The following is a 14,089-nucleotide window of genomic DNA, read 5'->3' on the forward strand; positions in this document are numbered from 1 at the left end:
CTCAGACGTAGGGAACGGTGGAGGCGTAGGCGGGCCGGTCGGCGACCTTCGCCCGGAGGGCGTCGAGCGCCGGGGTGGGCTCCACCCAGGGCGCATCCTTGAAGCGCAGCCGCAGGTAGTCGAGCGCGACGACGGTTGTCAGCACCGCGATGTCCGGCACGCCGCCCTCGTACACCGGCGCATCGGCCTCGAGTCCGCGGAGCCCGTTGACGATCGAGCGGCGGCGGCGCAGCCCGACGCGCGTCTCGGCCCAATTCGGGTCCAACTGCATGACGCCGATGATGATGTGCACCATGGCGTCGATCACCCCCATGGCGCGGCCGGCCTGGGAGACGATCCGGTCCAGCGGGCCGTCGAGCAGCGACGGCTCGGGCACCTTCTTTTCCAGCCAGAGCAGGATCAGCAGGCTTTCCGTGATCGGCAGCCCTTCGTCCGTCTCCAGCGTCGGCACGCGCGCGGCCGGGTTCAGCTCGACCAGCGCGGGGTCGTCGGCCCACGGGTTGACCATCCGCGTCCCGGACAGGTCGAAGCCCTTCTCGGCCAGCGCGATGCGGGCGATGCGGGCGTAGGGCGAGGTGGTGTTGCTGAGTATCCTCATCGGCGCGCCCCGCGGCTTCAGGCCAAGCAGCTTTCGAACATCCGCTCCGCCTGGCGCACCGTCATCTTGCGGGCGGACGGGCAGGCGATCACCGTGTCGTCGGTGACGGAGGCGGTGTCGAAGCCCTCCGCCGCGATGCCGGCGTAGAGGCCCGGAACCGCTCGCTCGGCCATCTCGCGCACGCGCTGCCGGGGCAACTGGTCCGGCGTGAAGCGGTCGGGGAAGCCGATGTCGGCGTAGAGCGCCCGGATGCTCTCCGCGCAAGCTTCGATAATCTCGGCGCGGGTCAGGCCCGCCGTCTCCACCTCCAGCGCTTCGGCGAGCGGCTTCACCTTCTCCGGCAGCACGGCGAGGTTGAACGCCGTGACGTGGGGCAGCAGCACACCGACGCCGTAGGGGTGCGGCAGGTCGAGGTGGCCTTCCAGCGGCAGCGAAAGGGCGTGGCCGTGGCCGAGCCGGGCGTTGCCGCAGGCGATGTTGGCCATGCAGGACGCGACCAGGTTGTCCGCCCGCGCGCGCTCGTCGTCCGAGTTGATGGAGGCGCGGAGCGACCCGAACTGCAACCGGACGGCGGCGAGCGCCACGGCGTCGGTCAGCGGCGACGCGATGCCGCTGAGGTAGGCCTCCACGCCGTGGGTCAGCGCGTCCACGGCCGGGAGCGCCGCCACCCTCATCGGCAGCGACCGCAGCGTCACGGGGTCGAGGATGGCCGCGTCCGGGAAGCTCAGGGGGCCGCCGCCGAGGAGCTTCAGGTGCCGCTCCTCGTCCTTGACGATGGTCCACTGCGAGACCTCGGAGCCGGAGCCTGCGGTGGTCGGCACCATGATCATCGGCAGCGCCTTGCGGTCGAACCTGCCGACGCCGGTGCACTCGCGCATGGGCTTGTTGTTGGTCGCCACGATGGCGATGCCCTTGCCGGTGCACATCACCGAGCCGCCGCCGACGCACACCACGCCGTCGATGCCCTCGCGGCGGACCCGCGCGCCCTGGTCGTCGATGTGCGAACAGCGGGCGTCGATGCCGCACTCGTCGAAGCGCGAGACCGCGACCCCAGCCTCCGCAAGCGCGGCGAGGGCGTCGGCGTGGAAGGGCTGGCGGGAGATGACCGGGTCGGAGACGACCAGGACCCGCGACATCTTCAGGTCACGGGCCAAGGTCCCGATCGTCCCGAGCGCTCCCGGCCCGGCGACGACGCGGGTCGGCATGTAGAAATTGGTGATCACGGGACGCCTCCTCCCGACCGGTCAGCCGTGCTTGAAGATGGTGGTCCGCAGGGCGGACACGTCGTGCAGGGCGGCGAAGCCCTTCTCGCGCCCGTGGCCCGACTTCTTCATGCCGCCGAAGGGCAGCTCGATGCCGCCGCCCGCCCCGAAGGCATTGACGTAGACCTGGCCCGCCCTGATGCCGCGCGCCACGCGGAGCGCCCGGTTCCCGTCGCGCGACCAGACGGCCGCCATCAGGCCGTAGTCGGTCCCGTTGGCGAGGCGCACCGCGTCCGCCTCGTCCTCGAAGGGCAGAACGGACAGCACGGGGCCGAACACCTCGTCCGTCGCCAACTCGTTCGCGCGGGGCACCGGCCCGTAGACACGCGGCGCCACGAAGAAGCCCTCGCCGGGCACGCCGTCGGCGACCTTGCCCTCGGCGATGACCGGCACGCCCCGCTCCCGCGCGCGTTCGAAGAAGCCCTCGATGCGGCGCTTCTGGGTGGCGTTGATCACCGGACCGAGGTCGAGGTCCATCTCCGGCGTCCCGGCCGTGAGGGCGCCGAACCTCTCGGCCAGCGACGACACGACGCGATCGTAGGCGCCCCGCTCCACCAGGACGCGCGAGCCGGCCGAGCAGGTCTGGCCCGCGTTCTGCACCATGGTGTTGGCGATGGTGGGCACGGCGGCCTCGAGGTCGGCGTCGCCGAAGACCACGTGCGGCGACTTGCCCCCGAGTTCCAGCGTGCAGCCGATGTGGTTCCGGGCGGCCGCCGTCTGGATGAGCGCGCCGACCTCCGGGCTGCCGGTGAAAGAGATGAAGTCGATGCCGGGGTGGGACGACAGGGCGGCGCCCGCCTCCTCGCCCAGCCCGGGGACCACGTTGACGGCGCCTTCGGGGAATCCGGCCTCGGCCGCGAGCTCGGCGAGCCGGAGCGGCGTCAGGCAGGCGTCCTCGGCGGGCTTGACCACGGCGGCGTTGCCCATCGCCAGGGCCGGCGCGACCGTCCGCCCGAACATCTGGGCCGGGTAGTTCCACGGGATGATGTGGGCGGTCACGCCGTGGGGCACGCGCTCGGTCGCCACGAAGTAGCCGGGCAGGAACGGGATGGTCTCGCCGTGCACCTTGTCGGCGGCCCCGCCGTAGAATTCGAAGTAGCGGGCGGTCGCCACCATGTCGGCCCGCGCCTGCTTCATCGGCTTGCCGGTGTCGCGGGCCTCGAGCCGCGCCAACTCCTCGGCGTGGTCGGCGACCAGGACGGCGAGCCTGGACAGGAGCCGGCCCCGCTCCACCGCACTCATCCTGCCCCAGGCCCCGTCCTCGAAGGCGGCGCGCGCCGCCGTCACGGCCGCGTCCACGTCGGCGGCGTTGCCCGCCGCGATGGCGGCGAAGGCGCGCCCTTCGGCCGGCGCCACCACGGGGACCGTGCGGCCGGAGGCCCCGGGCCGCCAGCGGTTGTTGACGAAGATGCCTTTGGCTTCAACCGAAACGGGCGTCGGCATGTCCATGGATCGCTCCCCGCGCAACGAGCCGCGGCGCCGGGCCTGGACGAGATTGGACCGCGCGCTCGGCGCAGCGCGTCCTCCCTCGCACGCAGGCGCTTTCCGCGTCCCTTGCCGCCGAAATTGGGCGGTCGGCCGCCGCCGGCAAAGAGTAAATTGTGCTCCCCCGCATAAGGGCGCGGTATGGCGGCCGTCACTCGGTTTCGAGCATTCGCGCGGAACTCCAGGCGCCGGCCCCGACGAGGTCGCGGAGCGTCTCCGTGCACAGGCGCTCCACCGCCTTGACCGCGTGCGACAACGGCCGGTCGGTCGGCTCCGCGAGGTGCACCGTCCGCGCCAGCGGAGGGTCGAACGGCCAAGCCCGCAGCCGGTTCTCGGCGACCTCGCCCCGGACCGCGTAGGCGGGGAGGATCGAGAACCCGAGCCGCCGTTCGACCAGCGCTTTGATGCCGGTGTAGGCGTCGATCTCGACGACCGGTGCGACGCGGACGCCCCGCGCGGCGGCGGCCTCCTCGACGAGGTCGCGCAGGCCGTGGCCGGAACTCGGGAGGATGAGGGGCAGGCCGGCGCAGCGCGCGAACGGTACCGGCCCCTCCGGCGGCGAGGCCACGCCCATGGGCGCTTCGACGGGCCCGAACAGCACCAGCGTTTCGGACAAGAGCGGCACGGACCGCAGGTTCCGGTCCTCCACGGGCTGGTACAGCAGGCCGAAATCGACGCGGCCTTGCCTCAGCCAGTCCAGCACGTAGCCGCTCATCGCCTCGGCCACGCAGAGGGTGACCTTGGGCACCCGCTCCCGCGCCGCCAACACCAGCGGGACGCCGAGGATCTGGCTGACGCTGCTGGGCAGGCCGACGCGCACCTCGCCCGAGGGCTCGGCCGCCCTCCCCTTGATCTCCTGCCGGGCCATCTCGAACTGGTCGAGGATCGCGCGCGCGTTGCGGAACAGGGCCGTCCCCTCCTCCGTGGCTTGGACGCCGAGCGGGGTCCGGAACAGGAGGGGGGTCTCGAGTTCCAGCTCCATGTTGCGGATGTGCAGGCTCAGCGCGGGCTGCGCGACGCCCAGATGCAACGCGGCGCGCGAGATCGAGCCGCATTGAACGATGGCCACGAAGTAACGAAGCTGCCTCAGGTCCACGCCCGCCTCCCGACCGGGCGTCGGCGCACCCGTTCGCGGCAGCGTAGCAGCGCGGCGCAGCGCCCCAGCAACTCCGAGGGGCCGCCTTCGCGCTTCGAGCGCAACGACCTTCTTGGGCCGTCCCACGCGCCACGGCCGACGGCCCTGCCGGCCTCATAACGGCGGCATATGGGGTTGGCAGCAAAACTGTATTGGCCGCGCGCCCGGCGGTCAGCCAGCGTGAAGCGCCGGTGGTCGGGCTCGACCAAGTCGTTGCGATTCCGGGTCGCCTAGCGCCGAAGAACGAGAGACAAACAGGAAGCGCGCTTCGCGGTCGCGTCCGGCTGGCCGTCGCACGCGCGTCTAGGAAGTGGAGACGCCTCATGACACTGAGCCTTTCGCGGTCACGATTCCTGAAGGCCATGGCCGGCCTGCCCACCCTCGGCGCCGTGGCGCCCGCGCGCGCGCAGCAGCAGCAGCAGCCGTTCCGCATCGGCGTCGTCGAGGACCTCTCGGGGACGTACTCCGGGAACGGCGGCCCGAACACCGTGCTCGCGGCGCGGATGGCCGTCGAGGACTTCGGCAGCAGGGTGCTCGGGCGGCCGGTCGAGGTCGTCGCCGTCGACCACCAGACCAAGCCGGACGTGGGATCGAGCCTTGCCCGGCAACTCGTCGACCAGCGGGGCGCATTCGCCCTGATCCTTGGCGGCTCCAGCGCGGTGGGCCTGGCCGTGCAGAACTTCGCCAAGGAGCGCAAGGTCACCACGCTCGTCACCGGCAACTACGCGGCGTCGTTCTCGGGCCGCGCCTGCTCGCCCTTCTCCACGCAATGGGCGGTGTCGACCGGCGAGCTGGCCGGCGCCATAGCCGAGCCGGCAGTCAAGGCCGGCGGCAACAAGTGGTTCCTGATCGTCGTCGATTACGCCTTCGGGCACGACCTCGCCGCCGACGCGACCCGCGCCGTCCAGGCGGCGGGCGGTTCCGTCATCGGGCAGGTGCGGCACCCGCTCGCCACGGCCGACATGTCCGCTCCGCTGCTCCAGGCGCGCGCCTCCGGCGCCAACGTGATCGCGCTCGCCAACGCCGGCCCCGACCTCGTCAACTCGGTCAAGCAGGCCAAGGAGTACGGCATCAAGAACGTCACCGCGATGCTGGTCTTCGTGAACAACGTCGTAGCGATGGGTCTCGAGACCGCGCAGGGCCTGCGCTTCGCGGTCAACTTCTACTGGGACCTCAACGACGCGACGCGCGCCTTCAGCCGGCGGATGATGGCGCGCAACAACAACGTCGTGCCGGACATGGGCCACGTGATGGCCTACATTTCGACGTTGCACTACCTGCAAGCGGTGGCGGCGGTCGGCTCGGACGACGCCGCGGCCGTCAACAAGGCGATGCGGGAGCTGCCGTTCACCGACGGCATGCTGAGCAACCCGCGCATCCAGCCGAACGGCCGCGTGGTGATGGACCTCTACCTCGCCGAGGTGAAGCGGCCGAGGGAGTCGACGTCGCCGGCCGACCTGTACCGGATAGTTGAGACGATCCCCGGCGATAAGCTGTTCCTGCCGGCCGAGAAGAGCGGCTGCGCGGCACTGACGAATTGAGCAGGACGACCGAACCGTGAGCGCGGGCGATCGGGCCGCCCGCGCATCCCCTGCCCCGGTCGCCGGCGTCGCCGTTCGCTAGGCTGGAGGGCGTTGCCACGGCAGGCCGGGGCCTTCGCCGATGTCGTCCGGCTCCGCCATGCGTCTGGCCCGGGCCTGCGGGATGTTGAGCTGCTGGCTTCCCGGTCACAGCCGTGCACTTGGTTTTGGCGTTGGGCAGGCTTTGGCTGCTTTGCCGCCGCGCGCCACGGTGCCGCGGCGAGAGACGGACCGCCCGGCGTGGTTCGAGCCGACCGAGCAGACCCGGAACGCTGTCATGCGGTGGATGGGCCAGGGAGGCCGCGAGCCCGGCGATCACCTGTCCCCGGGCAGGATCGGCGAAGGCCGCAAGCCGACCGCCGTTCGCGGCGGGAGCATCGCCCGGAGGCCGCTGGCAGAGAGGAAGGGCGGTCCGGCAAGCTTCCAAGGCATCGTGCCAGGGCCCGCGCGGGGCCGTTATGCTCCCGCCGTTCCCGGAGAGCCCATGTCCGCCCCGTCCGTACCCCGTCCGCCCGCCCGCAACGAGACGCTCCGCGGCGGCGCCATCGCCCGCCGCCTGGACCCGACGAGCCTTCGCCTGTTCCGGGCCGCCGTGGAGGAGCGCTCCCTCGCCGCCGCGGCGGAGCGCGAGGCCATCGCCCTCTCGGCCGCGAGTCGCCGCATCGTGGAGTTGGAGGAGCGCCTCTGCACCACCCTTCTGCGACGCCACGACCGCGGCGTGACCCCGACGGCGGCGGGAGAGGCGTTGATGACGCACCTCGTCGCCCTCTTCGACCTGCTCGACCGGATAGGCGCCGACATGGACGCCTTCGCCGCGGGCGAGCGCGGCCACGTCCGGCTGCAGGCGAACATGTCCGCCGTCTCCGGTTTCCTGCCGGAGGCGCTCGCCGGCTTCCTCCCCGCCCATCCCGGCATCCGCCTGACGCTGAAGGAGCGCTACACGGCCGACATCCTCCGCGCCGTCGCGTCCGGGGCAGCGGACCTCGGCCTCGTCTCCGGCACGCTGCCCGCGCCGGGGTTGCACGCGACCCGATGGCGGGAGGAGCGGCTCGTGGTGGTGCTGCCGGAAGGACATCCTTTGCTCGATCGGGAGACGCTCGCCCTCGCCGACCTCGACGGCGTGCCTTTCGTCGGCCAGTCCGAGGAGACGGCCCTCCAAAAGCTCTACCGTGCACGGGCAGCGGCGCAAGGCCTCGCCTTGAACGAGCGGGTGAACGTGTCGGGCTTCGACGGCGTGCGGCGCATGGTGGAGGCGGGGCTGGGCGTCGCGATCCTTCCCGCCACGGCGGCGAAGCCCTACGCGGCGGCGATGCGGATCGGGTTGCGGCCCCTTTCCGATCCCTGGGCGGCGCGCCCCCTCGTCATCGTCACCCGCGCGCCGCGGACGCTTTCGGCGGCGGCCCGGGTCCTCATCGCGCACCTGACCCGCCCGCCGGGCTGAAACCCGCGAAACCTGCCTTGCCGGAAAGGGCATGGCGGGCGGGGCACGCGGCGCGGCATGGAACGGGCCAACGACGCCGGAGGAAGCCCCGCCATGGACATCTCCCATACATCCGTCGCTGGCCAGGCCGACGCCCGTGCCCCGCTGGCCGGGTTCCGCATCCTCGAACTCGGCCACTACGTCGCCGCCCCTTTCGCCACCCGGCTCCTCGCCGACCTCGGCGCCGAGGTGATCAAGGTGGAGCCGCCGGCGGGCGACCCGGTGCGGCAGTGGGGGGCCCGCTACAAGGGGTCCGCTCCCTGGTGGAGCGTGCACGCGCGCAACAAGCGCTGCATCTCGCTGGACCTGAAGAAGCCCGGCGCGCGGGAAGTGGTGCTGGACCTCGTCCGCGGCTGCGACGCGCTGGTCGAGAACTACCGGCCCGGGCAGTTGGCGAAGCTGGGGTTGGGCGAGGAGGCGCTGCGCGCCGCGCGCCCCGACTTGGTCATCGCCCGCATCTCCGGCTACGGACAGGACGGGCCGGACCGCGACAAGGCGGCCTTCGGCGTGATCGGCGAGGCTATCGGCGGCCTGCGCCACCTGACGAACCACGCCCCCGGCACGACGGACCTGCCGCCCGTTCGCGTCGGCGTCTCCATCGGGGACTCGGTCGCGGGCATCTACGCCGCGCTCGGCGTCGTCGCGGCGCTGCTGCGGCGGGCGCGGACCGGCGCGGGCGGGGACATCGACGTCGCGCTGACGGAATCCGTTTTCTCCCTGCTGGAAGGCGCGCTGCCGGAATACGGCACGCTCGGCACGGTGCGGCAGCCGACGGGCGGCGCCATCGCGACCGCGGCGCCTTCCAACGCTTACCGCTCGCGCGACGGGATCTGGGTGCTCATCGCGGGCAACTCCGACCCGCTGTGGCGCAAGCTCGCCGGGCTGATGGGACGGCCGGACCTCGCGGAAGATCCGCGCTTCGTCGGCAACCAGCATCGCGTGGCGAACGCACGCGAGTTGGACGGCCTGATCAACGCCTGGACCGGCACGCTCGACGCCGAGGCGCTGGAGACGGCGCTGCGCGAGGCGAACATCCCGCACACGCGGGTCTTCACCGTGGCCGACATCGCCGCCGACCCGCAGATGCGCGCCCGCGGCATGGTGCAGGAGGTGGAGGACGGCCTGCTCGGACCGATCCTGCACCCGGGCGTGGTGCCGCGCGTGGACGGCGTGCCGAACGCGCCGCGCTCCACCGGCCCGGCGGTCGGCGCCGACAACGACGCGGTGCTCGGCGAGATGCTGGGCTACGAACCCGCCCACATCGCGGCGCTGCGCGAGGGGGGCGTGCTGTGAGGGCGACGCTCGTCGAGGTCGCCCCGCGCGACGGCTTCCAACCCATCGGCCCCTTCATACCGACGGAGGAGAAGGTCGCCTTCGTCGAGGACGCCCACGCCGCGGGCCTGCGGCGGATCGAGATCGGGTCCTTCGTCAACCCGAAAGCCGTCCCGCAGCTCCGCGACACAGGCGAGGTCCTGCGCCGCACGGCGCGCCTGGACGGCCTCGACGCGCAGGTGCTGGTCCCGAACGCGCGGGGCGTCGCGCTCGCGCTGGAGGCGGGCGCCCGCCACCTGGCCTACGTCGTCTCGGCGTCGGAAGCGCACAACCGCTCGAACGTGCGCCGCGACGTCGCCGCCTCTGTCCGCGACTACGGCGAGATCGTCGCGGGCCTGCCCGCGGGCGTGAAGGTCCGGCTGAACCTCGCGACCTCCTTCGACTGCCCCTTCGACGGGCGGGTGGAGGAGGATCTCGTGCTCTCGCGCCTCGACGGACTGCTGGCGCACCGCGAGGACGTGGAGGTCGGGCTGTGCGACACCACGGGCCGCGCGGACCCCAACCACGTCTTCTCCCTCGTTTTGAAATGCCTCGCGCGCTTCGAGGGGCGGACGCGCTGGGCCTTCCACGGCCACGACACCTACGGCCTTGGCCTTGCGAACGTCGCGGCGGCGTGGCGCGCGGGGATCGCGGTCTTCGACGCGGCCTTCGGCGGCCTCGGCGGCTGCCCCTTCGCGCCCGGCGCCACCGGCAACGTCGCAACGGAGGACGTGGCTTGGATGTTCCGGCGCATGGGGGTGGCGACGGGGGTGGGTCTCGAAGCGCTCGTCGCGGTCGCGGCGCGGGCGGCGGCGCTGCCCGGCGCCGCGCCGGGCGGCCGGGTGCGGGCGGCGCTGGCGGGGATCTGCGCGGCATCGTGAACGCGGGCCGCGGGCGGCGCGGCGGGCAGGTTTCCCGAACGAGATGGCAGTCCCCTGAGGGGTCGGGAGGCGACGGCCGATGACCGTGCGCGTCGCCCTCAACGGCCGGTCGCCGCGAAACCTGCCTTGCCGCATCGCGTATGGCGATGCGCCGTGTCTCGTGGTGAAGGATACGGCAACGAGAGGCCGCGAGGCGGCCCGACCGGAGGACTACGCTGCCCATGGCGCTGAACCTGACCCAGAAGCTCATCCGCTCGCGCGTCGTCGAGGGCGACCCGGTCCCGGGCGCGGAGATCGCGCTGAAGGTGGACCAGGTGCTCCTGCAGGACGTGCTCGGCGTCCTAGCGATGCTCGAGTTCGAGGCGATGGGGCTCGACAGAGTGCGCGTCGGCCTCGCCGCGCAGTACGTGGACCACAACCTGGTCCAGACCGACCACATGAACGCGGACGAGCACCTGTTCCTCCGCTCGGCCTGCCAGCGCTTCGGGGTGTGGTACTCCCGCCCGGGCAACGGCATCTCCCACCCCGTCCACTTCGCCCGCTTCGGCAAGCCGGGCGACGTGCTCGTCGGCTCGGACAGCCACACACCGGCGGCGGGCGCGATGGGGATGCTCGCCTTCGGCGCGGGCGGCGCGGACGTGGCGCTGGCGATGGCGGGCGAGCCGCTGCGGCTGCGGATGCCCCGCGTGCGCGGCATCCGCCTCACCGGCGCGCTGCCGGACTGGGTGAGCGCGAAGGACGTGGTCCTCGCCATGCTGCGCCGGCACGGGACCGAAGGCGGGGTGGGCTGGATCTTCGAGTACCACGGCCCCGGCCTCGCCTGTCTCTCGGCGATGGACCGCCACGTGATCGCCAACATGGGCGCGGAGATGGGCTGCACGACGACCGTCTTCCCCGCCGACGACGCAGTGCGCGATTACCTCCGTTCCGAGGGGCGCGAGGGCGACTTCACCGCGTTCACCGCCGACCCCGGCGCGGCCTACGACGCGGAGGAGGAAATCGACCTTTCCGCGTTGGAGCCGCTGATCGCGCTCCCGTCTTCGCCCGGCAACGTCGTCTCGGTGCGGGAGGCGGCGGGCCGCGAGATCTACCAGGCCTACATCGGGTCCTCCGCCAATCCGGGCTACCGGGACTTCGCGGTCGTCGCCCACACGGTCCGGGGCCGCGTCGCGCACGACCGCGTTTCGCTCGACATCAATCCGTCCTCCCGGCAGGTGCTGGAGAACCTCGCGGCGGAGGGGCTGGTGGGCGACCTCGTCGCGGCGGGCGCGCGGCTGCACCAGGCCGGCTGCAACGGCTGCATCGGCATGGGACAGGCGCCAGCGACCGGTCGCATCTCGCTGCGCACCGTGCCGCGGAACTTCCCGGGCCGCTCCGGCACACGGGAGGACAGCGTCTACCTCTGCTCGCCCGAAACGGCAGCGGCTTCCGCGCTCACCGGCGTCATCACGGACCCGCGGACGCTCGGCATGCCCTACCCTCGGGTGGCGCCGCCCGCGAAGCCCAGGGTGAACGCCTCCATGCTCGTCCCGCCTCTGCCCGCGGCGGAGTCGAACGTCGTCCGGTTGGAGAAGACGGAGAACATCGCCTCCATCCCCGCCCTCGGCGCCGTGCCTGACACCCTCGTCCTGCCGGTCGCGCTGAAGGTGGGCGACGACATCTCGACCGACGACATCGTCCCGGCGGGCAACCGCGTCATGCCCTACTGGAGCAACATCCCCCGTCTCTGCGGCTTCATGTACGGGGGGGTGGACGCGGAGTACCCGACGCGCGCCCGCGCCGCGCTCGCCGCGGGCGGCCACGCAATCGTGGCGGGCAACAATTACGGCCAGGGGTCGAGCCGGGAGAACGCGGCCCTCGCCCCGCGCCACCTCGGGCTGCGCGTCGTCCTTGCGCGCTCCTTCGCACGCATTCACTGGCAGAACCTGATCAACTTCGGCGTCGTGCCGCTGACCTTCGCGGACCCGGCGGACCACGACCGGCTGACGAGGGGCGAGACGCTGCGCTTCGAGGGGCTGCACGCGGCCCTCCGCGCAGGGCCCGAGGTGGCGGCGACGCGCGCGGACGGCACGACGGTCCGGCTGCGGCACGCCCTCTCGCCCCGGCAGGTCGAACTCCTGCTCGCGGGCGGCGTAATAAACTGGCTGCGCGATCGGCTCGCGGCCTGACGGTCCACAGGGAGGAGAAGAAGGTGGCGTTGGACATCACCCGCCGCGGCATCGCCCGCCTGCTCGGCCTCGGGGCGGCGACCGCCGTCCCGTTCGCCGCCCGCGCTCAAGGCGCGTGGCCGAACCGCCCGGTGCGGCTGGTCGTGCCATTCGGCCCCGGCGGCGCGGCGGACACGCTGGCCCGCGTCGTCGCCCAGCCCTTCCCGCAGGCCGCCGGTGGCGGTTCGCTCGTCGTCGAGAACCGCTCGGGCGGCGGCGGAACCATCGGGGGCGGCGCGGTCGCAACGGCCCGACCGGACGGCTACAACCTCATGGTCGCGGACATGGGGCCGAACGCGGTCGGGAAGGAGCTCATCCCCGCGCTCTCCTACGACCCGCTCCGCGCCTTCACGCCGATCGTCCACCTCGTGAACCTGCCCCTCGTGCTCATCACGCGCGCCGACCTCGGCGCGGACGACGTGGCAGCGCTCGTCGCGCTGGCGAAGTCGCGCCGCCAGCCCCTGACCTACGCGGCCCCCTCCGTCGGCCACCCGACGCACCTCGCGGACGAGCTGTTCCTGTCGCAGTCCGGCGCGCGGTCGGAAGCGGTGCAGTACCGCAGCGGGGCCGAGGTGCTGCGCTCCCTCGTGGCGAAGGAAACGGACTGGGCGATCATCTCCGTCTCCTCCGCCCTGCCCTTCGTCCAGGAGGGCAAGGTCAAGGCGTTGGGCGTCGCGAACCCCGCGCCGATCGCGGCGCTTCCGGGCGTGCCGCCCATCGCCGCGACGCTGTCGGGCTTTGTGGCGACGACGTGGCACGGCATCGCCGGCCCGGCGGGCATGGCGCCCGACTTCGTCCTGCGGATCAACGAAGTGTTCAACGCCATCATCGGCCGGCCGGAGGTGCAAGAGAACCTGGCCCGGACGCAGGGCGCCGAGTTCGTCGGCGGCACGCCCGAAGCCTTCGCGGCCTTCATTCGGCGCGAGGCCGAGCGGTGGATCCCGATCATCCGGTCCGCGAACATCAAGGCCGAGTAGGCGGAGGAGGCTTTGGTGCATCCGGGTTGCGGCTTCCACCAGGATGGGCTCGGCTCGACACCGCAGGGGAGCATCGGGGTGACGGCGGTGGCGGGTCGGGGTCGGAGACGCGGGCGTGCGCGCTACGCGGTGCGGGACCGGGCCGCCTACGACCGGGCGCTCGCGCGCCGCGGTGCCATCACCGTTTGGGTCTCGCCCGACGCGGCCGCTTGGTGGCGGGCGCTGGCGGGGCGCCACACCTTCTCGGACGCCGCCATCGCTGCGGCGCTCACGGTCAGGGCCGTGTACCGGCTGGCGCTGCGGCAGGCGGAGGGCTTGGTCGGCCCCATCTCCGCGCTGCCCGGCTTGGCGCTGACCGTCCCGCCGTCCTCAGGTCGGGGCGGGAGCGCTCTGGACAGAGGCACGGCCCGAAGTTTTCCCGCGTCGTCCGGGCGTGATTTCTTCCCCAAGTCCCGAGCGCCGCCATCGCCTCCTGCGCGACCGATCGCCGGAAGGCGCTGCGCCCTTCCGAGTCAGTAGAAGGGAGGCGTCAACGCCCACAACACCAAGGCGCGCGACGCTCCCGCGTTGCCGAAGCGGTGCGGCTTGCTGCTGGCGAAGCGGAAGGCGTCGCCGGCCTCAAGGGTCGCGGTCTCGCCGTCAACCTCCAGCCACAGGGCGCCCTCGAGCACCACGCCCGCGTCTTCGCCGGCGTGCGTGTAGGAGGTCGGGCCCGACGACCCGCCCGGCTGCACCGTGACCAGCAGGAGCTCGATGGCACCCTCCCCCGGCGGCGCGAGCAGCTCCTTGGTGATCCCCTCGTCGCCGAAGGCCACGCTGCGCCGGTGCGGGCGCCGCAGCACCCATGCCGGGCCCGGACCCGCCGCGCGCGGCGGGTCGAACAGCCAGCCCACGGGCACCTCCAGCGCCTCGGCGACGCGCAGCAGGCTGCGGAGCGACGGCGACGCGACGCCGCGCTCGATCTGGCTCAGCATGCCGACGGAGACGCCCGAAGCCCCGGACAGGTCCTGCAGCGTCAGCCGGCGCTGGCGCCGGAGCCGCCGCAGAGCGGAGCCGACCTCTGGACTGGCCGCCGATCGCGCCGGGGTTGCAGCCTGCCTGCGCTTCCTCTCGCCATCCTGAAAATCAGTGCCGATTCTTTTCAACGCGGTTGCACCCGTCGGCGTCGGCGCT

12 protein-coding genes are annotated in these 14,089 nt (G+C 72.7%); 7 read left to right on the forward strand and 5 right to left on the reverse strand.

Annotated features, from left to right (window positions below; translation table 11 throughout):
• Window position 1: 1 nt before the first annotated feature.
• The 4 genes from ABD067_RS21550 to ABD067_RS21565 form a co-directional block, all read right to left on the reverse strand.
• Window positions 2-598: a glutathione S-transferase family protein gene (locus ABD067_RS21550; RefSeq protein ID WP_343897465.1), complete on the reverse strand. Its 597-nt coding sequence runs from the start codon at window positions 596-598 to the stop codon at window positions 2-4.
• Between the two features lie 17 nt (window positions 599-615).
• Window positions 616-1,821 (reverse strand): iron-containing alcohol dehydrogenase, encoded by a 1,206-nt coding sequence (locus tag ABD067_RS21555; protein ID WP_343897466.1) that lies wholly within the window; start codon window positions 1,819-1,821, stop codon window positions 616-618.
• 21 nt (window positions 1,822-1,842) lie between these two features.
• Window positions 1,843-3,309, reverse strand: coding sequence for an aldehyde dehydrogenase family protein (locus ABD067_RS21560; protein WP_343897467.1), 1,467 nt, complete (start codon window positions 3,307-3,309; stop codon window positions 1,843-1,845).
• A 187-nt stretch (window positions 3,310-3,496) separates the two neighbouring features.
• The gene (locus ABD067_RS21565; protein WP_343897468.1) at window positions 3,497-4,441 is read right to left on the reverse strand and encodes a LysR substrate-binding domain-containing protein; all 945 of its coding nucleotides are present in this window, start codon (window positions 4,439-4,441) and stop codon (window positions 3,497-3,499) included.
• 362 nt (window positions 4,442-4,803) lie between these two features.
• Between ABD067_RS21565 and ABD067_RS21570 the strand changes: the two genes are divergently transcribed.
• From ABD067_RS21570 to ABD067_RS26505, 7 genes are all read left to right on the forward strand, one after another.
• Window positions 4,804-6,021: an ABC transporter substrate-binding protein gene (locus tag ABD067_RS21570; RefSeq protein ID WP_343897469.1), complete on the forward strand. Its 1,218-nt coding sequence runs from the start codon at window positions 4,804-4,806 to the stop codon at window positions 6,019-6,021.
• Window positions 6,022-6,544: 523 nt separating this feature from the next.
• On the forward strand, window positions 6,545-7,501 hold the full coding sequence (locus ABD067_RS21575) for a LysR family transcriptional regulator (protein WP_343897470.1): 957 nt from the start codon (window positions 6,545-6,547) through the stop codon (window positions 7,499-7,501).
• Window positions 7,502-7,594: 93 nt separating this feature from the next.
• Complete coding sequence (locus ABD067_RS21580; RefSeq protein ID WP_343897471.1) at window positions 7,595-8,833, forward strand: CaiB/BaiF CoA transferase family protein; 1,239 nt, start codon at window positions 7,595-7,597, stop codon at window positions 8,831-8,833.
• On the forward strand, window positions 8,830-9,732 hold the full coding sequence (locus ABD067_RS21585; RefSeq protein ID WP_343897472.1) for a hydroxymethylglutaryl-CoA lyase: 903 nt from the start codon (window positions 8,830-8,832) through the stop codon (window positions 9,730-9,732). Before ABD067_RS21580 ends, ABD067_RS21585 begins: the two co-directional genes overlap by 4 nt.
• Window positions 9,733-9,953: 221 nt before the next feature.
• Window positions 9,954-11,900: an aconitate hydratase gene (locus tag ABD067_RS21590; protein ID WP_343897473.1), complete on the forward strand. Its 1,947-nt coding sequence runs from the start codon at window positions 9,954-9,956 to the stop codon at window positions 11,898-11,900.
• 23 nt (window positions 11,901-11,923) lie between these two features.
• Window positions 11,924-12,916: a Bug family tripartite tricarboxylate transporter substrate binding protein gene (locus ABD067_RS21595; RefSeq protein ID WP_343897474.1), complete on the forward strand. Its 993-nt coding sequence runs from the start codon at window positions 11,924-11,926 to the stop codon at window positions 12,914-12,916.
• Between the two features lie 129 nt (window positions 12,917-13,045).
• Window positions 13,046-13,435: a transposase gene (locus ABD067_RS26505; RefSeq protein ID WP_408871584.1), complete on the forward strand. Its 390-nt coding sequence runs from the start codon at window positions 13,046-13,048 to the stop codon at window positions 13,433-13,435.
• Here the strand turns inward: ABD067_RS26505 and ABD067_RS21605 are convergent.
• Entirely contained in the window at window positions 13,429-14,061 is a 633-nt protein-coding gene (locus tag ABD067_RS21605; protein WP_343897476.1) for a helix-turn-helix domain-containing protein, read from the reverse strand. The two genes, ABD067_RS26505 and ABD067_RS21605, sit on opposite strands and share 7 nt — an antisense overlap.
• Window positions 14,062-14,089 lie beyond the last annotated feature (28 nt).

Source organism: Craurococcus roseus, from assembly GCF_039523795.1.
Taxonomy (GTDB): Bacteria; Pseudomonadota; Alphaproteobacteria; order Acetobacterales; family Acetobacteraceae; genus Craurococcus; species Craurococcus roseus.